19 protein-coding genes are annotated in these 20,831 nt (G+C 48.5%); 10 read left to right on the plus strand and 9 right to left on the minus strand.

Features of this window, described 5'->3' with window-relative positions; genetic code table 11:
- The first annotated feature begins 497 nt into the window (after positions 1–497).
- The gene (locus tag ACEW9I_RS11300) at positions 498–5,441 is read left to right on the plus strand and encodes a choice-of-anchor I family protein (RefSeq protein WP_373540439.1); all 4,944 of its coding nucleotides are present in this window, start codon (positions 498–500) and stop codon (positions 5,439–5,441) included.
- 179 nt (positions 5,442–5,620) lie between these two features.
- Here the strand turns inward: ACEW9I_RS11300 and ACEW9I_RS11305 are convergent, their stop codons facing one another.
- Both ACEW9I_RS11305 and ACEW9I_RS11310 read right to left on the minus strand, forming a co-directional pair.
- Positions 5,621–6,613: a folate-binding protein YgfZ gene (locus ACEW9I_RS11305; RefSeq protein ID WP_373540440.1), complete on the minus strand. Its 993-nt coding sequence runs from the start codon at positions 6,611–6,613 to the stop codon at positions 5,621–5,623.
- Between the two features lie 53 nt (positions 6,614–6,666).
- Positions 6,667–7,056 (minus strand): hypothetical protein, encoded by a 390-nt coding sequence (locus ACEW9I_RS11310; protein ID WP_373540441.1) that lies wholly within the window; start codon positions 7,054–7,056, stop codon positions 6,667–6,669.
- Positions 7,057–7,429: 373 nt separating this feature from the next.
- On the opposite strand from ACEW9I_RS11310, the gene ACEW9I_RS11315 reads away from it, so the two are divergent.
- Both ACEW9I_RS11315 and rbfA read left to right on the plus strand, forming a co-directional pair.
- Positions 7,430–7,639, plus strand: a complete 210-nt coding sequence (locus ACEW9I_RS11315; RefSeq protein WP_373540442.1) for a DUF751 family protein — start codon at positions 7,430–7,432, stop codon at positions 7,637–7,639.
- A gap of 36 nt (positions 7,640–7,675) precedes the next feature.
- Positions 7,676–8,134, plus strand: coding sequence for a 30S ribosome-binding factor RbfA (rbfA, locus tag ACEW9I_RS11320; protein ID WP_373540443.1), 459 nt, complete (start codon positions 7,676–7,678; stop codon positions 8,132–8,134).
- 178 nt (positions 8,135–8,312) lie between these two features.
- Here the strand turns inward: rbfA and psbC are convergent, their stop codons facing one another.
- Together psbC and psbD are read right to left on the minus strand one after the other, a co-directional pair.
- Positions 8,313–9,677: a photosystem II reaction center protein CP43 gene (psbC, locus tag ACEW9I_RS11325; RefSeq protein ID WP_373540465.1), complete on the minus strand. Its 1,365-nt coding sequence runs from the start codon at positions 9,675–9,677 to the stop codon at positions 8,313–8,315.
- Between the two features lie 117 nt (positions 9,678–9,794).
- The gene (psbD, locus tag ACEW9I_RS11330) at positions 9,795–10,859 is read right to left on the minus strand and encodes a photosystem II D2 protein (photosystem q(a) protein) (RefSeq protein ID WP_373540444.1); all 1,065 of its coding nucleotides are present in this window, start codon (positions 10,857–10,859) and stop codon (positions 9,795–9,797) included.
- A gap of 452 nt (positions 10,860–11,311) precedes the next feature.
- Between psbD and ACEW9I_RS11335 the strand changes: the two genes are divergently transcribed.
- The 3 genes from ACEW9I_RS11335 (at position 11,312) to ACEW9I_RS11345 (ending at position 13,250) form a co-directional block, all read left to right on the plus strand.
- Entirely contained in the window at positions 11,312–11,587 is a 276-nt protein-coding gene (locus tag ACEW9I_RS11335; RefSeq protein WP_373540445.1) for a hypothetical protein, read from the plus strand.
- Between the two features lie 52 nt (positions 11,588–11,639).
- Positions 11,640–12,335: an energy-coupling factor ABC transporter ATP-binding protein gene (locus ACEW9I_RS11340; protein ID WP_373540446.1), complete on the plus strand. Its 696-nt coding sequence runs from the start codon at positions 11,640–11,642 to the stop codon at positions 12,333–12,335.
- Positions 12,336–12,638: 303 nt separating this feature from the next.
- Entirely contained in the window at positions 12,639–13,250 is a 612-nt protein-coding gene (locus ACEW9I_RS11345) for an NYN domain-containing protein (protein ID WP_373540447.1), read from the plus strand.
- On the opposite strand, the gene ACEW9I_RS11350 is transcribed toward ACEW9I_RS11345, so the two are convergent.
- Complete coding sequence (locus tag ACEW9I_RS11350; RefSeq protein ID WP_373540448.1) at positions 13,230–13,826, minus strand: histidine phosphatase family protein; 597 nt, start codon at positions 13,824–13,826, stop codon at positions 13,230–13,232. The two genes, ACEW9I_RS11345 and ACEW9I_RS11350, sit on opposite strands and share 21 nt — an antisense overlap.
- A 421-nt stretch (positions 13,827–14,247) precedes the next feature.
- Here ACEW9I_RS11350 and ACEW9I_RS11355 point away from each other — a divergent pair, with 421 nt between their 5' ends.
- Complete coding sequence (locus ACEW9I_RS11355) at positions 14,248–15,204, plus strand: RNA polymerase sigma factor, RpoD/SigA family (protein ID WP_373540449.1); 957 nt, start codon at positions 14,248–14,250, stop codon at positions 15,202–15,204.
- Between the two features lie 174 nt (positions 15,205–15,378).
- Here ACEW9I_RS11355 and petA read toward each other — a convergent pair whose 3' ends face one another.
- The 3 genes from petA to ACEW9I_RS11370 form a co-directional block, all read right to left on the minus strand.
- Positions 15,379–16,365 (minus strand): cytochrome f, encoded by a 987-nt coding sequence (gene petA, locus ACEW9I_RS11360; protein WP_373540450.1) that lies wholly within the window; start codon positions 16,363–16,365, stop codon positions 15,379–15,381.
- A 212-nt stretch (positions 16,366–16,577) separates the two neighbouring features.
- Positions 16,578–17,117, minus strand: a complete 540-nt coding sequence (gene petC / locus ACEW9I_RS11365; RefSeq protein ID WP_373540451.1) for a cytochrome b6-f complex iron-sulfur subunit — start codon at positions 17,115–17,117, stop codon at positions 16,578–16,580.
- Between the two features lie 215 nt (positions 17,118–17,332).
- Positions 17,333–18,709 carry an ankyrin repeat domain-containing protein gene (locus tag ACEW9I_RS11370; RefSeq protein WP_373540452.1) on the minus strand — a complete coding sequence of 459 codons (1,377 nt, stop codon included), beginning with the start codon at positions 18,707–18,709 and terminating at the stop codon, positions 17,333–17,335.
- A 155-nt stretch (positions 18,710–18,864) separates the two neighbouring features.
- Between ACEW9I_RS11370 and ACEW9I_RS11375 the strand changes: the two genes are divergently transcribed.
- The gene (locus ACEW9I_RS11375; protein WP_373540453.1) at positions 18,865–19,332 is read left to right on the plus strand and encodes a DUF4079 domain-containing protein; all 468 of its coding nucleotides are present in this window, start codon (positions 18,865–18,867) and stop codon (positions 19,330–19,332) included.
- Between the two features lie 85 nt (positions 19,333–19,417).
- Here the strand turns inward: ACEW9I_RS11375 and ACEW9I_RS11380 are convergent, their stop codons facing one another.
- On the minus strand, positions 19,418–19,885 hold the full coding sequence (locus ACEW9I_RS11380) for an RrF2 family transcriptional regulator (protein ID WP_373540454.1): 468 nt from the start codon (positions 19,883–19,885) through the stop codon (positions 19,418–19,420).
- Between the two features lie 21 nt (positions 19,886–19,906).
- Here ACEW9I_RS11380 and ACEW9I_RS11385 point away from each other — a divergent pair, with 21 nt between their 5' ends.
- Positions 19,907–20,077, plus strand: a complete 171-nt coding sequence (locus ACEW9I_RS11385) for a hypothetical protein (protein WP_373540455.1) — start codon at positions 19,907–19,909, stop codon at positions 20,075–20,077.
- Positions 20,078–20,260: 183 nt separating this feature from the next.
- Complete coding sequence (locus tag ACEW9I_RS11390; RefSeq protein ID WP_373540456.1) at positions 20,261–20,659, plus strand: AbrB family transcriptional regulator; 399 nt, start codon at positions 20,261–20,263, stop codon at positions 20,657–20,659.
- Positions 20,660–20,831 lie beyond the last annotated feature (172 nt).

Consider the following 20,831-nt stretch of genomic DNA (forward strand, 5'->3'; position numbering starts at 1 on the left):
ACCGATTAGAAATCTTGCTTGTATCTCCTTTGAGCTTAACTAAAAATTATCATTGGCGATCGTCGCTAGACGACGCGCTTCGAGTGAGCGTGCTTCGAGATTCGCTCACTCGATCGTATGACTTATTCAGCAAGCCCTAACTATTTGTTGTAATGTTCGATGCTCCAAAGGAGCGGGCTTTCCGCCAACGAGATAGCCGATCGATATCCTTAGCTGCTAAAGGCTGGGAAAATTTTCACGTAACTCATAACAACAATCCAAAGATATAGCGATTTCTATCCTTTTGGGAACAGCTTGTGACATTATTTACTCCGATCGGCTCTGCTGACGTGATATATCTCTCGAAAACGATATTTTTTCGATCGAGCAAACAGCGATCCGGTCGATACTACCGATATTTCAAATCGATCGGCTTCTGGTGGCGGGGGTGACGCTACCTTTTCCCTCTATATGTTTACCAAACAAATCTAGATCTTCAACCACATAATTTAAGACCTATGAACGTCGAACCTTTACAAAGAATTGGCAGTTTCACCAGTACCAACGGAGCCGAAATCCCTGCTTTCGATCCGGCAAGCGATCGATTATTTGTGGTCGCTGGCTCTGTGATTGAAGTCCAGACGATCGGTAGCACAGGTTCGATCGCTGCGGCTGGCTCATTATCCACCGGATTTACGCTGCCAGCAGGTACCCAGGCGATTCCCAACAGCGTCGCTACCAAGAACGGAATCGTCGCAGTGGCCTACGCTATTCAAAACACCACTACCAACGCGCAACAGCCTGGACGTGTCAGCTTTTACAATGCGGCGACTGGGGCATTTTTGAACTCAGTTACAGTCGGCGCATTGCCCGATATGTTGACATTTACCCCCGATGGTACCAAGGTTTTGGTTGCCAATGAAGGCGAACCCAACAGCTACGGACAAGCAACCTCCTTCGATCCAGAGGGTTCGGTAAGTATTATTAACCTTGCTGGTGGGGTAGCTGCGGCAACAGTTCAGACGGCAGATTTTACTAGTTTCAATAGTCAGGCGGCAGCACTCAAAGCCGCCGGAGTGCGGATTATTGGGCCAGGGGCGACACTCGCTCAGGATCTAGAGCCAGAATATATCGCGGTATCACCTGATGGTTTGACTGCGTGGGTGACACTCCAAGAAAATAACGCGATCGCGATTTTGGATATTGCGACTGGGAAGATTACCAGCATCGCACCACTAGGAGCAAAAAATTACAATCTGCCAGGGAATGGTATCGATGCTAGCGATCGCGATTTAACTTCCTCTACTGGTAAGATTGACATCAAAAATCAGCCTGCATTTGGACTTTATCAGCCGGATGCGATCGCGAGTTTTAGTATCGCGGGTAAGGCTTACTATATCACTGCCAACGAAGGCGATGCTCGTGACTACACGGGATTTTCGGAAGAGGCGCGGGTTGGTGCGACTAGCTATGTCCTCGATCCTGTCAAATTTCCCACGGCTGCAACGCTCAAACAAAATGCTAACTTAGGCAGGTTGACAGTAACTACCGCAACGGGAGACACTGACGGCGATGGTGATTTCGATCGAATCGAGTCATTTGGAGCGCGTTCGTTCTCGATTTGGGACGGGACTGGGAAGCAAATCTTTGATAGTGGCGACCAGTTAGAACAAATTACGGCGGCTCAAGTGCCGACGCTATTTAATTCCGATGGTACCGCTGCGACTTTTGACAGTCGCAGTGACAATAAAGGGCCAGAACCGGAAGGTGTCGTGGTTGGGGTAATTAATAACCGCACTTACGCTTTTATCGGTCTGGAGCGGACGGGTGATGTGGTTGTTTATGATGTCACAACTCCCAGTCAGCCTCAATTCGTCCAATACCTGAATACGCCTGAAGATCTGGGTGTAGAAGGGTTGACGTTTGTATCGGCGGCGGATAGTCCGACAGGTAAACCGTTGTTGATTACGGCGGCAGAAGTTAGCAAAACAATTAGTGTATTTGAGATATCTTTAGGAGATCGATCGACATTTAGCGCGAGTTTTATCGGTCAAAAGACATTCCCGACGGGACTAGTGCCCACAGGTGCGGCAGGTAAAATTGATGGTGTCGATGTGCCGTTAGGCGGTCTATCTGGGGTGGCTTACGATCCTACTAGCAAGAGCTACTACGCGATATCCGACGATCGATCTCAATTGGGCGCAGCGCGGTTTTACAATTTTACCCTCGATCCGAACACACTCGCGACTACCGGAGTCAACTTTAATAGCGTCACCGCGCTCAAAGACTCTACAGGTAAAACTTTCGTGCTCAATAGCCTCGATCCAGAAGGGATTGCCCTCTCCGGTAAAGGGACAATTTTTGTTTCTTCCGAAGGTGAAGTCCGCCCCGATCTCGGTGCGAGTCGGGTAACGAATCCGTTTATTAAAGAATTTTCGATCGCGACTGGGCAGGAACTTCGTTCCCTGACGATTCCGACTAAATTCTTGCCCAAAGTGGCGGATACGAATGGCAATGGCATCGTCGATACTGGCGATACGCAGACAGCAGGTGTCCGCAACAATCTCGCATTCGAGAGTTTGACCATCTCGCCCGACCAAAAGACGCTCTATACTGCGACCGAAAGTGCTTTATTCACAGATGGCGCAACCTCGACCGTCGCGGCAGGTACGCAGGCGCGGATCGTCCAATTTAACCTAGCAACCGGACAGCCAGAAAAAGAATACCTCTACAATGCCGACGCGATCGCTAAGGCTCCAAATCCGGCTACTGGCGGAGCTGATAGTGGTTTGGTCGATTTACTCGCGATCGACGATAACGGTACCTTCTTGGCTCTAGAACGCTCCTTTGCAGTCGGTCAAGGTAACACGATTAAAATCTATGAAGTCAAGCTCCAAGGCGCGACCGATATCAGCAAGATCGAATCGCTCAATAGTTTGACTGCGGCGCAATTACAAGCCATCGCCCCCGCTCAAAAACGCCTGTTGATAAATCTGGATGGTCTCAATCTGCCCAACAGCGATGGCAATCATCCCACCGGCACAGATAACATCGAAGGACTCGCATTCGGACCCCAACTCGCCGATGGTCGCCAATCGATCGTTTTAGTCAGCGACAATAACTTCAATGCCGCCCAGTTCACCCAAATCCTGACATTAGGCACCGATTTAGTCCCGACGATTTCACCCCAAGAGACCCTGCGATCGGCATTTCCCAACGGTGTCGCCAGTGGCGATACCACCCAGAATTCCACCGTCCTGTGGACGCTAGCAAATGCGCCTGGTAAAGTCACCTTTGAATACTCCACCAAGGCTGATTTTAGTTCGATCGCAGGTACCAAGACCGCTACAGCCACCAATCCCCTCCAACCCGTCAAAGTTGATGTCACAGGATTGAGTGCTGACACCAACTACTTCTACCGCGTCACTGATGCCAACGGCGTTAAAACGAATGGTAAATTTAGTACGGCAGCGGCAATCGGTCAACAGGCAGGCTTGAAATTTGGCGTAGCAGGCGACTGGCGCGGCGAACTGGCACCTTATCCCGCGATTGCCAATGCTGATACAGCCAATCTCAAATTCTTCATCGAACTCGGCGATACCGTCTACGCAGACGTAGCTTCCCCTGCTGTCAAAAATCCCGATGGTACTGAGAAAGCTCAAGTCACCACTTTGGCAGAGTATCGCGCCAAACATGCGGAAGTCTATGGCAGCCGCTTTGGACAGAACACATGGGGCGATTTACGCGCTGCGACTTCGATCTTAGCAACCATTGACGATCATGAAGTCACCAACGACTTTGCTGGCGGTCAGAATCTCAATACTTCATCCGCCGCTGCTCAAGCTCTATACGGTGCCACTTCTGGGTTAATCAATGATTCGCCCCTGTATGAAAATGGTTTGCAAGCCTTCCAAGAATACAACCCGATTCGGGATCTCACCTACAGCACCCCAGGTGATGCCCGTACCGATGGCGAACGCAAACTCTATCGCGCCAACACCTTCGGTAGCGATGCTGCTACCTTTGTCCTCGATGCGCGTTCCTTCCGCGATCTAGAACTACCAAATGTTACTAACCTCGCCGACCAAGCCCAAGTCGGTAAATTCCTCGTCGATTCCTTCGATCCCAAACGGACGATGCTGGGCAAACAACAGGTAGACGATCTCAAGCGCGATCTGCTCCAATCCCAAAAGGATGGAGTGACCTGGAAATTTATCATGGTGCCCGAACCGATTCAAAATATCGGCGTATTGGCAGCAGCCGATCGATTTGAAGGTTATGCCGCCGAGCGGACAGAAATCCTCAAATATATCAACGACAACAAAATTGAGAACGTAGTGTTCGTTGCCGCCGACATCCACGGTACTTTAGTCAACAACCTCACTTACCAAAATGCCCCAGGGCAAGCCCAAATCGCCACCAGTGCCTTTGAAATCACCACTGGATCGGTTGCTTACTCCAAACCTTTTGGCCCCACGGTAGCAGAATTAGGCGCAGCTCTAGGCGTAATTACACCTGCACAGAAAGCAGTTTACGACTCCTTACCAACAGCAGGTAAAGATGCCTTTATCAAAGGTTTAGTCGATGGCGGACTTCAGCCACTAGGTTACGATCCAGTGGGTTTAGACAAAAATCTCACCCAAGCCAACGGCTTAATCAATGCCAAACTATTGCAAGGTGATTATGTCGCTACTCATGTCTACGGCTGGACTGAGTTCAACATCGACAAACAAACCCAAAAGCTGACAGCCACCACCTACGGCATCGAGCCTTATACCCGTGCCGAACTCGAAGCCAATCCCGAAGCAGTTATCAACCGTCAACCAAAGGTTGTCAGTCAGTTTGAAGTGACTCCCAATGCTTTCGCTGCTGCGCCTGTAGCGGGCGGTGCTGGTGACGATACGCTTGTCCCAACCTTCAAACAAGTTATCTTTACCGCTGGTGGTAACGACCTAGTAGATGGTTCAGTGTCCACAGGTAGCGATAATCGCGTCTATGGTGGCGAAGGTAACGACGAACTATTGGCTGGCTCACGCGATCGCTTATTTGGTGAAGCTGGCGACGATATCCTCGATGCCACCGCAGGTAAAGGCGGCAACCGTCTCTATGGTGGTGCAGGTAGTGATACCTTATTCGCAGGTACCAATGACTTCCTTTCTGGTGGTGATGGCGAGGACAAACTCTTTGCTGGCAAAGGTGGTAATACTCTGTTCGGTGGTACTGGTGCTGATAAGTTCTATCTAACTTCCGGCGTTCCTGCTACTGCGAACACTTTGGGTGACTTCGAGGTTGGCATTGATAAACTGTTCATCCTCGGTGTGTCTGGTGTGAGTGACTTTACCAAAGTCACTCTGACTGCCAAAGCTGCTGACACTTTAATTACCGCTGGCGGCAAGGAGCTAGCGTTACTAACTGGAATTGAATTTAGTAGTTTGAATGCTAATAGTTTCGCGTTTGTCTAATCGATCGAGTTGCGCTCGATCGTAACTTTCAATCCGCTCTAGAAACCCCCCCAACTTTAGAGAAGTTGGGGTTTTCTTCAAAAGTAGAAACCTATTAGCCCAGATACCAGGAGGAGCAATTCATGAATTGCCCCTCCTCGCTCTATTTGAATGCCAAATCGATCGACTTAATCGTCAATCTAAAGTGGATATTCGTGCCGAACGAACGGAAGATCGATAATTTCGCCATCGACATCACCCACCATGACCTTTAACCCTACTCCACCAGCCTTCGATCGCACATACCCCAGTCCCCGTATTTCTCCATCAACTTCCATACAACTAGTCAACACACCAACCTTATCGCCATCGACAGTTATTGCCGTTCCAGCCGAGGTATTCCCAGCTAACTTAATTCCCCATAAATACTGTTTGACACCCTGATAGGTATTGAGCCGAGCGATCGTTTCTTGCCCGATATAGCAACCTTTACTAAACGAAATAGTATCCCACAAACCCACCTCCAAGGGGTTGTAATCCTCTGTTAACTCCGCATCGGGTTTTGGTCTACCTCGATCGATTCGCAGGCATTCCCAGGCGTCCTCAGTGAGTGTGACCGCACCTAAATTGGCGATCGCTTCTCGTAGTGCTGCTGACTTAGCTCGATCGCCAATCAGTCGATAACCAGGTAATCCCAATTCAGTCCCGATCGCGATTCGGAATTCGACCCCATCAATATTAACTAATTGATGGCTATGTACGGGTAAATCTGTCAGTTGTGGACTGCCCAATTGCGCTAATATTCCCGCACTTTCTGTACCTATTATAGTAAAACTAGCCAGCGAATCGGTAACATCCTTTAACTGGACGCGATCGGCAAAAAAGATATAGCGATCGAGCCAATTAAATAGATACTCACGACGATTGGGTGAGACTATCAATAATACTTCATCATCTAAAATCAATCCAGTTGCCAGATCGATCGTCCGTGCAGTAGACGTGACAAATACTGTATCACAACCCTCACCCACTTGACGTTTTTCAAAATCCGCCGTGCTTTGATTGTGCAAAAACCGCAATCGATCGCGATCGCTCACTACGATCTTCCCCCAATGTGAACTATCATAAATAGCTACACCAGATTGAGCAGCTTGTATTGCTATTTGCAAATTATTCAAATTATTATGTTCCATATTTATTAGTCCATATTGGCATTTAGATGATTATTTATTAGTAGTTTCCGTTTCTAAGTTGAGTGGGGCAAATTATCAAATATTCTCGCAATTACATCCTTAGCTTTATTGTCCAACCGCATCCAATCGGGACTACTAGCATCCATGTCGATGAGGTTAGTATCCACCTCCACAATTTGACTCTCAAGTTCGCTATGACTGCCATCATAGTTGAGAAAACAGACCTGATAACACAAGTCCCAAATATCAAACTTTAACTGTCGTTGCTCAAACTCCAGACAGAGATAATGAATCGGATGCGGATCTCGTACCTCCTCATAACTAACTTTCCAGGTAGAAACCTCTGACTGTTGACGGATGCGATCGATAATCCTGATATAGATCGGCTGCATCAGAAACTCCGCTTGTTGCCAAGCCAATTCACTCGCAAATTTAGGCTGCATAAATGTATCGCTTTTCCAGTGACAAATTGGATGGTGAATGGTGAATGGTGAATAGCAATACGTAGGGTTCCCCGAGGGTTTAGCGGCTCGCGCTCCTCTCTGGTGACCCGACCAGTTGGCTCTGCCGTAAGCGCAAGGCGCAGGCTACGCCAACGCGCAGCGTCTCGCAGAGAGGGTTTGCGGATGCGTGCTCTGGAGGAAACCTCCAGGTTTAGCGCAATCTTGCAGCGAGACAAGACAGCGAATAAGACAGTGGATGGTGTACTTGACCCGCAACTCATCGATCCCAGGTTGTCTACTTTAATGTAGATGCCTCAACCGATCCAGTGACATTCAGTTATAATAGTGGCTGTCAGCTACAATCGAAATTGTAATGTTTGGTGATTTTTTTGACAACATCGGACGGTATCCCAGCTACTTTGTAACGATTGTCCTCGGTATCTTTATCTCCGCATTTGGCTGGTTGGCACCGTTGTGGAAACGTCCAATCACCGCAGTTGCGCTGGTGGGTTTTTTGGTAGGAGCAGTCATGGTCATCGTATTGACACTCAAAGCAATGTTAGGATTCACACCCATCACCTGAATTAGTGGTGGTGGTCAACAAGATTTAAGAAAAATTATGACTAATACTCGTCGCGTGTCGCGCGTCGCCGAACTCATCAAGCGCGAAGTCAGTCAGATGATCCTCTTTGATATCAAAGACGATCGAGTCGGCGCAGGCATGGTCAGTGTCACGGCTGTAGATGTCGCTGGCGATCTCCAGCATACCAAAATTTTTGTCAGTATCTATGGGAGCGAAGAAGTTCGCGCTGTGACCATGGAAGGACTCAAATCCGTCACCGGATACGTCCGCAGCGAACTAGGCAAACGCGTGCGGCTCAGACGGACGCCAACAGTGATCTTTGTTGAAGATACCTCATTCGATCGCGCCACTAGCGTCCTATCTCTAATTAATCAACTCAGTTTGAAGCGTAGTGAGTCAGCAGATCTAGCTCCAGATCCAGAATTGGATGGTGATTCTACAGCTCGCTCTGATGAGGAAGAAGTTCTACCACAGACTGAAAGTGCTCAGACATAGCAGTAGCTAATCTCGATCGAAGTTTTGGCATGGCGGTTGCTATATAAGAGCAGTTCTAAATCTTAGGGTGTATTAGCTACAGCGTAACGCACCAAGCTAAAGCACCCGAACAAGCACAAAAACAAAAACTCCTGCCTGATTGGCAGGAGTTTTTGCTTATACTCTCATCACATCGGGATTAGTCGATATCATTCAAGAACAATGTCGGCTCAGTCTCACGATTGATCCCTTTCTCGAAACCAGCCGCCGCAGCGCGAGCGCGTCCTGCGTGCCACAAGTGACCGATAAAGAAGAAGAATCCTAAGACGAAGTGAGAACAAGCCAACCACGCACGAGGTGAAACGTAGTTGAATGCGTTGGTTTCAGTGATGACACCACCAACTGAGTTCAAGGAACCCAGCGGAGCGTGAGTCATGTACTCAGCAGCACGACGTGCTTGCCAAGGTTGAATATCATTCTTGACTTTGCTCAGATCCAAACCGTTGGGTCCACGTAGTGGCTCCAACCAAGGACCTTGGAAATCCCAGAAACGCATGGTTTCACCACCGAAGATGATTTCTCCAGAAGGAGAACGCATCAGGTATTTACCCAAGCCAGTTGGTCCTTGCGCGGTGGCAATATTCGCACCTAGACGTTGGTCGCGGATCAGGAATGTCAATGCTTGTGCTTGTGAAGCTTCAGGACCTGTCGGACCAAAGAATTCACTAGGATAAACAGTGTTGTTGTACCAAACCATCACCGACGCCACAAACGCCATCAAGGAGACAGCAGCTAGGCTGTAAGACAGATAAGCTTCACCAGACCAGACTAGTGCGCGACGTGCCCAACCAAAAGGCTTGGTGAGGATATGCCAGACACCACCACCGATACATAGCAAGCCGACCCAAATATGTCCGCCGACAACATCTTCTAGGTTGTTGACACTGATAATCCAACCTTCGCCACCGAAGGGAGCTTTTAACAGGTAACCAAAGATGATTGCTGGGTTGAGAGTAGGATTGGTAATGATGCGAACATCCCCACCACCTGGTGCCCAGGTGTCATACAAACCACCAACGAACATCGCTTTGATGACTAGCAACAATGCGCCACAACCAAGAATAATCAGGTGAAAACCTAAAATCGAGGTCATCTTGTCCTTGTCTCTCCAGTCGTAACCGAAGAAAGAAGAATACTGTTCTAGGGTGTCAGGACCGCGTAACGCGTGGTACAGACCACCAACACCCAGTACCGCAGAGGAGATCAAGTGCAGTACACCAACAACGAAGTAAGGGAATGTATCCACTACTTCACCACCAGGACCAACACCCCAACCTTGGGTAGCCAAGTGCGAAAGTAAAATAATGCCTTGCTCGTACATCGGTTTTTCGGGTACGAAGTGAGCCACCTCAAACAGGCACATGGCTCCAGCCCAGAAGACAATCAAACCAGCGTGGGCGACGTGTGCGCCCAACAGCTTACCAGACAGCTTGATCAAACGCGCATTCCCAGACCACCAGGCAAAGCCGGATGATTCTTGGTCGCGTCCGCCACCTGCTACCATTGTAGTATTAAAGGGCGTTTCCACTCTTGCAGTACCTCGATCGATGAATATAAATACGGAGTCAAAAAAAACCGGAAGATAAATAGATTATATATTTATCTTCCGACGTTTTAACGTTTAGAGTGCGTTACCACGAGGCAATACTTCTTCTGGGAAGATAAATTGTTCGTGTGGTTGGTCCTGAGGAGCCATCCACGCACGGATACCTTCATTGAGCAGAATATTCTTGGTGTAGAATGTTTCAAACTCAGGGTCTTCAGCCGCTCTCAATTCTTGAGATACGAAGTCGTATGCACGCAAGTTTAGAGCCAAACCGACGATGCCGATCGAACTCATCCACAATCCAGTCACAGGGACGAAGAGCATGAAGAAGTGCAACCAACGTTTGTTGGAGAAAGCTACACCGAAAATCTGCGACCAGAAACGGTTTGCAGTTACCATCGAGTAGGTTTCTTCAGATTGGGTGGGGTCGAACGCTCGGAAAGTGTTTGAGGATTCGCCATCGCCATCTTCAAACAAGGTGTTCTCAACAGTCGCACCGTGAATCGCACACAGCAGCGCACCACCGAGAATCCCTGCAACACCCATCATATGGAAGGGGTTTAGAGTCCAGTTGTGGAAACCTTGAAGGAATAAGATAAAACGGAAAATTGCGGCTACGCCGAAAGAAGGTGCGAAGAACCAACCTGATTGACCCAATGGGTAGATCAAGAAGACGCTGACGAACACTGCAATCGGACCGGAGAATGCTAACGCGTTGTAAGGACGAATCCCGACTAGACGAGCGATCTCAAACTGACGTAACATAAAGCCGATCAGACCAAACGCGCCATGAAGTGCGACGAATGCCCACAAGCCTCCAAGTTGACACCACCGAGTGAAGTCACCTTGAGCTTCAGGTCCCCACAATAGCATCAGGGAGTGTCCGACGCTGTTGGGAGGAGTAGACAAAGCTGCTGTCAAGAAGTTACAACCTTCAAGATAGCTAGAAGCCAAACCGTGACTGTACCAAGAAGTAACGAAGGTGGTACCAGTCATCCAGCCGCCGAGGGCCATGAATGCACAAGGGAATAATAGTACGCCAGACCAGCCGACGAATACGAAGCGATCTTTTTTCAGCCAGTCGTCTACGACATCAAAGATGCCTCTATCGACCTGCTGGTTGCCAACTGCAATAGTCATTGTGCAGTAAATCTCCAGATATTATGAGGACATTGTTGGACGCTCTGAATTTACGTATTTTGGAACATACGTACTCAGCACATCAGGTGTTAACTGATTTATTAAATCCAGTTTACGTTTCTTTACTAAGTCTAATAGAATTGTGTCGAAATGGGGAGGATCTTTAGCTTTTCTTCGCTAAAATTTAATATTCTGTGAATAAATAACTCGATTGACTCTCATTTAGCAGCGATTTATGAGTATAAATACTTATGGATCGGGCGATTCTCCTTCAGAGAGGCTCCGCCAACGCGACCCCAACATCCGCTGCCGTTCCGAGCTGACTATCTAGTTCGGTAGCTGCTACTCATTCAAATTTTAGCAGTCAAGAACGCTAAAAAATCATTGGTGCAGACACTGTTGAGAGAATCGGCTTACAATTAGAGTTACTACCAAAATTTCTCTACCATTATATGTACGTCATCGAAATCCTGCTCAAAAACACGGCAATGCCCATGTCAGTCCAACGTAAGACTGTTGAGGAAGCGACTACCGTCTACCACCAAGTTTTGGAAGCAACAAAATCGAACGATCGCTCTTTGCTAGAATTGGCTTGCGATCGCCAGCCTGAAAAGAAAATAGCGGTGATGACCGACGCGATCGTTGCTGCTCAAATGTATGAAAAATCCGGTGCGGCTGCTTCAGGCAAGACCCCTGGTTTCGTTGCCTTTGCCGAAGTTGCCAGCTAAACTGTATCACCAAGGCTGTGCCCTCATCCAGCGATAACTGACCTCAACATCTATGACTGAATCCTTCCCACTATCATTGCCAGCGATCGAGGTCAAGGATCTTTCCTTTGCCTGGAAATCTGGGCAAACGATCCTCAATGGTTGCTCTCTGTCAGTACCACGGGGCGAATTTTGGATGCTATTGGGTACCAATGGTAGCGGTAAATCGACCTTATTGCGACTGATTGCTGGATTACTGGCTCCTCAAGCCGGATCGATCGACATTCATGGTGGGTTGGGGATTGTATTTCAGAATCCCGATTATCAGTTAGTGATGCCGACTGTCGGTGCCGATGTCGCGTTTGGGCTAGTTGCCGAACTATTGACTATTAGCCAAGTCCAGCAGCGGGTACACGAAGCTCTGACTGCGGTGAATTTAGCCGATCTGGTGCGGCGACCGATTTATGCTCTCAGTGGTGGTCAGAAACAGCGGGTAGCCATTGCTGGCGCGATCGCCAGACAAATTGAGGTGATTTTGTTTGATGAGCCTACCGCCCTGCTAGACCCCGATGCTCAGATCGATCTCGTCGCGCGGGTGCGGGAGCTTGTCAAAATTCGTGGGTTGACTGCGCTTTGGGTCACCCATCGACTTGAAGAATTAGACTATTGCGATGGAGCTTTCCTACTCGAACATGGTAAGTTGGTCGATCGCGGCAATCCCGATCGAATTCGCCAAAGATTAATGAGAGAAATCAATGCTCAGGAGTGAGGACTAAATAACTTCCAACCCTCAATCCAGTGGGTAGCTCTGGAGCTTATTAAATTCTTATTCCTCGATCGGCTAACGGCGGGGTAGTCTATTTGCCCACCTACCCTCTGTCTTGATGCGCTGTCTTGACCCAAACACATGCGGAGGGCACCTCCGCGTGATTTGGGTCGCTAAACCCTCGGGGAACCCTACGTATCGCGCATCGCTACCCTCTACCCTCTACCCCCTATCCACTTATCCCACAACTTGCTAGTATTAGAAGTGTAAATATCAAAAATTATTAAGAAGGTTGTAATTTGAGCCATGCCTCCCTCACGAAAGCAAGCTGTGTTACTCGTTGACGGCTACAACGTGATTGGAGCCTGGACGGATATCCACGATAGTCTCCGACAGGCTGACAATCGACGACCCACCAAAATCAATCCGCTCCAATCAGGATCGAAAGCAGACCTTGAAGCAGCGCGATCGAAATTAGTTGAAGCCTTGATCAACTACAGTGCCTTTGAAGACTACCAGACCAAAATAGTCTTCGATGCCTACAGCCGAGATGTTCCGGCTTATTGTGAAGCAATCACCCCAAATTTATCGATTCATTACAGTGACTTTCTCGAAACTGCCGATACATACATCGAGAAATTCTGTGCCGCATTTCGCCACGATCTCCAATACTCAGCGTCCCGACTGATAGTTGCTACATCCGATCGCGCCCAACAGTTGACAGCCATTGGGTTTGGGGCTGAGTGGATTTCATCCCTACAACTGATTTCAGATGTTGATTTCAGTGCCAAACGTTCCAAACGCAGGCATCGCCCCCAAAAACAATCCTCTGGACGGTTTCTTGTCAACTCCCTCGATGCCAAGGTGCAAGCGCGGCTCTCTGCGCTCCGACATGGCTTACCCCTCGACGATACCTGACCAGATCTCGCCATCGCCGACCAATTTAATCATCTCACCACAAGCCAAATCGTAAGTTTGCCACTTCGCTTCACCAGTCAAGGCAGCTACGATCCCCAGGATAGAGCCTTTGTGTGCGACCGTCACTACATTTTTACAGTTGCATTGCACCAACTTACGCGCTATGATGTGTGTACGTATATTTAGTTGCGCTGAAGTTTCAGGATAGCACGGCAAAATTGAAGATTGATAATTGGCATCGATACTCGGGTAAAATTTGATTAACTCCTCAACTGGAGTAGTCTGTGGTAACTCTGAAGACCAATCTTGACACAACCACTCACATAAACCCCATTCCAACTGGATCGGTAGCTCAAGTAACCGAGCTAGCGGAGCGGCTGTTTGGATAGCGCGTAGAAAGGGAGATGAAAATAGCCGATCGATGGGGATGTGGCTCAACTCGCTAGCAAGGTCGTGGGATCGTTTGACTCCCGCTGGTGAAAGTGGTGGATCGTAGCGATGAATTGCAGTATCAAACCATTCCGGCTCGATAAAGTCCAACCGATGTGCATGACGAACCAACCAAAGTGTTTGCATGGAATTTAAATAGCTCCAATTGTGCTGTAGATCGCAGGCTTGTAACTAAAGCTTAACTATGATGAGAGCAGCGGTAGAGTGATGAGGACGGTTATTTGGGATAACTTGGGTGTAAATACCGACCAGCTCAACACCTGTAAGCTTCAAAATCCTTACCCTCAGCTAATTGGCTGAGGATCGAAAAAGTTAGTCAGGATATGTGTAGAAATGTTAGAATTGTTAGAACCAACGTACGAGCAAACTCGATCGCCAAGCGTAACTGATACTACCTTCGACAGCCGTAAGTGACATCCGCTGGTCTCTGACGATATTGCCACCCACCAAGACATCGCTCCGGCGCACGTAACTATCACTGTTGCTCCTCCCGCAGACCCAGCGATCGAAATTTTATTTAAATTCCCCCTACATTTTAGCCAGAGTCATGAAAACTGCTCAAGCATCAACCGATACTGTTCGTACCTACCTCCGTGAAATTGGGCGTGTGCCCCTGCTCACCCACGAACAGGAAATCCTGTATGGTAAGCAGGTACAGCAGTTGACGATCCTGATGGCAGTCAAGAATACTCTCATCGAAGAACTCGGTCACGAACCGAGTTTGACTGAATGGGCAACTGCTGCCAATATCGACGAACTGCAACTGCAAAAAACTGTTTCTGCAGGTGAGAACGCCAAACGCCGCATGGTAGAAGCCAATCTCCGCTTGGTAGTCTCCGTAGCCAAAAAATACATCAAGCGCAATATCGACCTGCTGGATTTGATCCAAGAGGGGACGATTGGGATGCAGCGCGGAGTTGAGAAATTCGATCCGAGTAAGGGCTACCGTTTTTCGACATATGCTTACTGGTGGATTCGTCAAGCGATCACCCGTGCCATTGCTGAGAAAGCGCGGGCGATTCGGCTACCGATTCATATCACCGAAAAGCTGAATAAAATCAAAAAAGCTCAACGCGCTCTCGCTCAACAATTTGGACGAGCAGCGACAATCAATGAGCTAGCAGCAGAGCTAGAGCTAACCTCCAAACAAGTGCGAGAATATCTAGAGCGTGCGCGCCAACCATTGTCACTCGATCTGCGGGTAGGTGACAATCAAGATACCGAACTCGGAGATTTGCTCGAAGATCCGGGGATCTCTCCAGAGGAATACGTCACCAACTCATCGCTGCAAGTAGACTTGGAGCGGATGATGTCCGAACTCACTCCTCAACAGCAACAAGTCCTCACCCTCCGGTTTGGCTTGAAAGATACTCAACCACTCACCCTCGCTAAAATTGGTGACTTGCTCAATATCAGCCGTGAGCGAGTGCGTCAAATCGAGCGGGAAGCAATTGCCAAGCTCCGCAAACGTAAAGCAGATATCGGTGAATATCTAGCTTCTTAGATGCCCTAGCTCCCCGACTTCTTTGAGAAGCGGTTCGCGCTCGTCGGATTTCCCGACGGTTTAGCCAGATAAGACAGTCGGGTAGCTGTCATCACCAGCAATTAACTGCAAAAGCGGCACTACCGATAGAGGTAGTGCCGCTTTTGCAGTTAATTGCTGATTCGATACATCGATTTAGAATTCCATTTCAGCAGCTTGGACTTTCTCGACTTGTTTTTTCTTGAGTACCAACAAGATTTGCGATAGCATAATCATAAACACAAATGCGATCAGACCCAAAATGCGATCGGGATTTTGCAAGACGATTTCGATATCTTTTTGACCGAAACCACCAACATTGGGATTGTTGGTAATTGCTTGACCAGCAGTCACAGCAGCACCTTGAGCGACTAGTAGCTCAGGGCCAGCCGGAACTTTGTCGATGACCGCATCACCAGTCGCTGGTTGAATCGTGACTTGAGTGCTACCATCTTCTTGTTTATCGATCGCCGTAATATTGCCAGCAACAGAAGCGTTGACGACAGCGTTATTACTTTTCTCACCAGTCGGATAAACCTGTCCGCGACCGCGATTGCCACCGACGTGAATTTGATATTTACCAAAGTAAATACCCTTTTCGGTTTTAGGATTGGGCGATAACACGGGGAAGATCAGTTCTTGATATTTGTCACCAGGCAGTGGCCCGATAATGACAATATTGTCTTTACCCTCACCATAAGGCTGGAAATACATCCCTTCGGTCTTTTCCTTCAGTTCGGGCGAAAGACGGTCTTCAGGGGCGATTTTGAAGCCATCTGGTAGCATCAAGACAGCTCCAACGTTCAATGGCCCTTTGGTACCATCGGCGGTGACTTGTTGGATACTTTGGTCGTAAGGGATTTTGACCACAGCTTCAAACACTGTATCGGGTCTCACCGACTGCGGTACTTCGATTTCGGTAATTTTGGCGGCTAGATGGCAGTTGGCGCAGACAATTCTACCTGTCGCTTCGCGGGGAGTTGCTGGGTAGGTTTGTTGTGCCCAGAAGGGATACGCTGCTGCCGATTGGGGTAGGGCAAGATCGTTGGCGAACAGGATGCCGACGCTAGCCATGATGACGACTAGGGTTTTGGTTAGCAGTCGCTGACTATGTTGCCAGACTGGGGGTAAAGTTAATTTCATAGGTTGGGATGACAGACGAAAAAAATTAAGAATATGTGGAGTTTGCGTGAATGGTTTGCGACTCGCTCGACTTACACCGTTGGCTGAGCCTCTCCTTGGGCGATCCGCAGTTGTTGGCGTCAGCCTCGCGTTAGATGGTAACCTGCCGTAGGCATAGTGAAAGTAGCGGATAGTGTCCAACTCAACCCGATGACTATTGCCGATCCCCTAGTTTAAGCCCACCAAGCTGGCTCGTCTGTACGGAAATCAGTCTCAGTCCAAGGAGTGAGCTCAACCGTGTCGTTTTCGGTGACTGTCGCATGAGCTAGAGCTAGCGATTTTGGTGCGGGACCGCGCACCATTTTGCCTGCCTCATCGTACTGAGAACCGTGGCAAGGACACATAAATTTGTTTTCAGCTTTGTTCCAAGGGACGACACAGCCGAGGTGAGTACAGATGGCATTGATCCCATAATTGACAATCGTGGCATCTGCGACCACGATATAGGTCGGATCGCCTTTTAAGCCCTGTGCCAATTCGCGATCGCCTTTAGCTTTACCAGCCAAGAAGGCACTAACTTTGACATCGTTGCCCTGAGCGTCTTTGGCTGTTGCGCCGCCGCCAGCCGCACCGCTAGCTGGTGGTACGAAGTAGGCGATAAACGGATAAGCTGCACCCAGCACCATCCCACTAATCGTTCCGAAAGTGAGCAGGTTCATGAATTGGCGACGACCGAGATCTGGCACGTCAGCGGAATTGGTGAGTTGAGTCATAAACTAAATGAGTTTTATCTAATAATATCTTTGCACAACACTTAAACGATTTGTAATCACGCGATCGCCGAGCTATAGAGTCATGTAAAAGCTTACGGCATCTGATATTATGACATTTTTCGGCTCCGATCGGTAAGGAGGTGGCAGTCGAACGGGAGCGCACTCACAAAGATGCTGATGTGGCGATCCCCACTCTAGCTACTTAATACTCATCGCTAGAGTGTCGTCAGTAGTTTGTGTGCATGGCGATCGCGATTTAGCTGCGCTAGATCGAGCGCGGTTAAACCGCCCAGATTTTTGCAAGTGCGATCGGCTCCTGCCGCTAATAATAATTCGATGACAGGATGATGATGGCGATGTGTCGCCCACATCAGCGCGGTGGCTCCAGTGTCATCGGGCGCATTGAGATCGACGCCAGCAGCGATGAGCGATCGCACCAATTCGATATCACCGTGGATCGCACAAATAGTGAGTGTTGTTTGTCCATGTCTGAGTATTTGGGTGGGTGGAACACCCGCAGCGATCAGCATTTGGGCGATCGCTGAGTACCGATTGACGATGGCGATGCCAACAGCCGTGGCACCTTGCTGATGAGCATCAAGATCGATCTGGAACGCTAGCATCTCTTCCACGGCTGCTGGCTGGTCATTTAATGTCGCTAAAATGAGTGGAGTGTCCCCCAGACTGGTGATGACATCGGTGTGCGCTCCGTGACTCAGGAGCAACCCGATGAGATCGCGATCGCCTTCAATGGCGGCTAGGTGTAACGCGGTTTCGAGATCTTGATTCTGAAGATTGGGATCGGCTCCAGCAGCTAACAGCATTCCCACAATTTCGATCTGGCTGGCAGATGTAGCAGCAATTAAGGCTGTCCAGCCATCGTGATTCTGAAGATCGATCGTGGCTCCACGATCGATTAGTGGTTGAATCAGGCTCACATATCCGCACTCAGCCGCCATGATGAGCAAACTATCGCCGTCACTATCTACTGCTGCAATATCGGCTCCAGCGTCCAGTAACATCTGGAGCATAGTCGGATCGCCTGGTGCTGACATCAGTAACAGCGGTGTCTTGCCATCGCTGCGTCGATAATGGAGATCCGCACCAGCAGTGAGCAGTTGGCGGACGATCTGAGGATGATGGCGATCGATCGCCAGATTGAGCGCATTGTCTTCATCCGTATCGATCTGGCAGGCATCCGCGCCAGCAGCCAGCAGCACAGCGACAATTTCCGTCGCCCCAGCTAACGTTGCCCCCATCAGTGCCGTACTACCATCTTCATTAGTCGCATTCACATCTACCCCAGCAGCCACCAACTGCTCGACTACCACCAGTCGATTTGCTCCAGCCGCGAACATCAGAGCCGTCGTCCCAAATTGCTGACGATGGATATTGGCATCGGCACCAGCCAGCAAGAGTTGCTCGACAATTTGAGTAAACCCTTTTTGGGCGGCAAACATCAGCGCGGTGGTACCTTGGGTATCGGTTGCATTCACCTGGGCACCGCGTTCCAAGGCAGTCGCAACTTGACGATAGTTACCTAGTTTAGCGGACTGAAGCAGGAGGAGATGAGACCTATTGGCGATCGGCATAAATTTTAGCAGTCGAACTGTGAGTGGATGTGGTGGTGCTCGATTTGGGTCTGAGCGAGTTGGTACTAGCGTGGCGATCGATTGCCAACACCCACAAATTTTATGCTAACTTTTATAGATATTCTGAAAACTTTTGCGTCAATTTTGCCGATCCTATGGACTTTATTCCTGCTAATATCAAACCCTATCTCAATTTTATCCATCCACCGCTGATGTGGATTTTATTGGCAACTTCTCTGTATGCAATGTATCTGGGCTTCCAGATCCGCAAAACACGCACGGCAACAGGTGAGGAAAAGAAAAAACTCATTCAGGGTAAATTTAATGTCCGTCACCACCAAATTGGCTCGATCGTCCTCGCGGTGATGGTGTTGGGATCGATCGGTGGGATGGCTGCTACTTATATTAATAATGGCAAGCTATTTTTCGGCCCGCACCTACTGGCTGGTTTGGGAATGACTGGTTTGATTGCAGTATCGGCTTCGCTGTCTCCTTACATGCAAAAAGGGCTGGATTGGGCTAGATACAGTCACATTGGCATCAATTTAGTCATCGTCGGTCTCTTTGGCTGGCAAGCTTTCTCCGGTGTGGAAATTCTGACTCGGATTATTAGCAAAATGTAAATTTACTTAGGTAAGGGGTAGTGATTAATGGTTGATGGCTAAACGTTTTGTTATTTTCCATTTACTACTCTCTACCCTCTACCCGCTAAATAATATAATTAGTCACTTCACCTTGCGCCGCTTGCCAACTACGGGCGTCGTAATAAAGATCCGCTAGCGAAATACTCGCCAAAGCTGCTTGCAATTTTTCATTAAGTCGGCTCCATACCATCAGAGTGACCCAATCTGCAGCAAGATTGTGCTCCTTGAGTAGAGCGGATTTCGATTCATTGCCGTCTGGCTTGTCAACCACCATTGATTCGCCAACCGCCATCAAAATATCGCTCAAAGAAATTTGGGTAGGTTTTTTGGCGAGTTGATAACCACCATGAACGCCGCGAATAGACTTCACCAATCCAGCACGGCGTAATTCAATGAGCAGTTTTTCGAGATAGGGAATGGGCAAATATTGACGAGTGGCGATCGCACTGACAGCGGCTGGCCCATAACCTGGTTGTAAACTGAGGTCTAGCATCGCCTTAACGCTATAATGTCCGCGAGTAGTCAGCTTCATAGTTAGTGTGGGTTCAGGGGGATGCTGTGGTTGCCTGGGCAAGACATGCAGGCGTACGCATCGCCACTCGCCCATCGGCTCATTCCCATCCTAGCAAAATCTCAGCGAAATCTTCTGGCTCCAATTGTCGATCGTCAGGAGATCTTAATTGATTACTCGAAACTATTATTTACGATGCACCTGACATTTTAAAATAAGTTTCGTTCCGCTCTAAAAAAGATGGTATGTTAGATCGAGAAAGTTAAAAAGATCGCTCTAGTCAGTGTACTATGGTGATAAGTGCTAATAGCAACCTCCAATAACTAATTGCAGGGCTAGTTTAGCAAAACCGCAACGCCGGATAGCGTTAGACCCTCTAGTTTGAAATCTAAGTTGATGAGTAATAAGAAAAATATTGAGCCTTTAGTCGGCGAAGAACTGCTTCAAAAAGTCAAAGACCTCGGCAGCGCAAGCAAAGAAGATAAAGCGCGTGAATGCGGCTACTTTACCGAAACGAAGAACGGTGTAGAACGCGTCAACATGATGAAATTTCTGAACGCGCTGATTGATGCTGAAGGCATTCAGTTGGATGGCAAAGCTGCTGGGGGCGGTCGTGGCGGTCGCAGTGCTAGCTACAAAATCACCGTCCAATCTAACAATAACTTATTGATTGGGGCTGCTTATACCAAGAAAATGGGTTTACAAGAAGGAGACGTGTTTGAAATCACCCTCGGTCGGAAACATATTCATCTCAAACAAGTTGATGCAAACGGAGTCGATGCAGAAGACGAATAACTGAGCCACAGCGGTAACCTCGACTACCGCACATAGTTCTGAGATCTTATTTAGAGCCGATGTAAAGATATTTAACAATCACCGAAATCTCGATCGGTTAGTTGATTTATTATCTTGAATCGTCGCCATTTTACGATCTTGCTAGCAGATATGAGATTGCAGTGATGATAAT

Source organism: Chamaesiphon sp., from assembly GCF_041738855.1.
GTDB lineage: Bacteria > Cyanobacteriota > Cyanobacteriia > Cyanobacteriales > Chamaesiphonaceae > Chamaesiphon.

What these genes read in the sequence shown, in the direction of transcription:
- ACEW9I_RS11300 (WP_373540439.1), top strand. Translation starts at nt 498, where the DNA reads ATGAACGTCGAACCTTTACAAAGAATTGGCAGTTTCACCAGTACCAAC.
- ACEW9I_RS11305 (WP_373540440.1), bottom strand. Translation starts at nt 6,613, where the DNA reads ATGGAACATAATAATTTGAATAATTTGCAAATAGCAATACAAGCTGCT.
- ACEW9I_RS11310 (WP_373540441.1), bottom strand. Translation starts at nt 7,056, where the DNA reads ATGCAGCCTAAATTTGCGAGTGAATTGGCTTGGCAACAAGCGGAGTTT.
- ACEW9I_RS11315 (WP_373540442.1), top strand. Translation starts at nt 7,430, where the DNA reads ATGTTTGGTGATTTTTTTGACAACATCGGACGGTATCCCAGCTACTTT.
- rbfA (WP_373540443.1), top strand. Translation starts at nt 7,676, where the DNA reads ATGACTAATACTCGTCGCGTGTCGCGCGTCGCCGAACTCATCAAGCGC.
- psbC (WP_373540465.1), bottom strand. Translation starts at nt 9,677, where the DNA reads ATGGTAGCAGGTGGCGGACGCGACCAAGAATCATCCGGCTTTGCCTGG.
- psbD (WP_373540444.1), bottom strand. Translation starts at nt 10,859, where the DNA reads ATGACTATTGCAGTTGGCAACCAGCAGGTCGATAGAGGCATCTTTGAT.
- ACEW9I_RS11335 (WP_373540445.1), top strand. Translation starts at nt 11,312, where the DNA reads ATGTACGTCATCGAAATCCTGCTCAAAAACACGGCAATGCCCATGTCA.
- ACEW9I_RS11340 (WP_373540446.1), top strand. Translation starts at nt 11,640, where the DNA reads ATGACTGAATCCTTCCCACTATCATTGCCAGCGATCGAGGTCAAGGAT.
- ACEW9I_RS11345 (WP_373540447.1), top strand. Translation starts at nt 12,639, where the DNA reads ATGCCTCCCTCACGAAAGCAAGCTGTGTTACTCGTTGACGGCTACAAC.
- ACEW9I_RS11350 (WP_373540448.1), bottom strand. Translation starts at nt 13,826, where the DNA reads ATGCAAACACTTTGGTTGGTTCGTCATGCACATCGGTTGGACTTTATC.
- ACEW9I_RS11355 (WP_373540449.1), top strand. Translation starts at nt 14,248, where the DNA reads ATGAAAACTGCTCAAGCATCAACCGATACTGTTCGTACCTACCTCCGT.
- petA (WP_373540450.1), bottom strand. Translation starts at nt 16,365, where the DNA reads ATGAAATTAACTTTACCCCCAGTCTGGCAACATAGTCAGCGACTGCTA.
- petC (WP_373540451.1), bottom strand. Translation starts at nt 17,117, where the DNA reads ATGACTCAACTCACCAATTCCGCTGACGTGCCAGATCTCGGTCGTCGC.
- ACEW9I_RS11370 (WP_373540452.1), bottom strand. Translation starts at nt 18,709, where the DNA reads ATGCCGATCGCCAATAGGTCTCATCTCCTCCTGCTTCAGTCCGCTAAA.
- ACEW9I_RS11375 (WP_373540453.1), top strand. Translation starts at nt 18,865, where the DNA reads ATGGACTTTATTCCTGCTAATATCAAACCCTATCTCAATTTTATCCAT.
- ACEW9I_RS11380 (WP_373540454.1), bottom strand. Translation starts at nt 19,885, where the DNA reads ATGAAGCTGACTACTCGCGGACATTATAGCGTTAAGGCGATGCTAGAC.
- ACEW9I_RS11385 (WP_373540455.1), top strand. Translation starts at nt 19,907, where the DNA reads ATGCTGTGGTTGCCTGGGCAAGACATGCAGGCGTACGCATCGCCACTC.
- ACEW9I_RS11390 (WP_373540456.1), top strand. Translation starts at nt 20,261, where the DNA reads ATGAGTAATAAGAAAAATATTGAGCCTTTAGTCGGCGAAGAACTGCTT.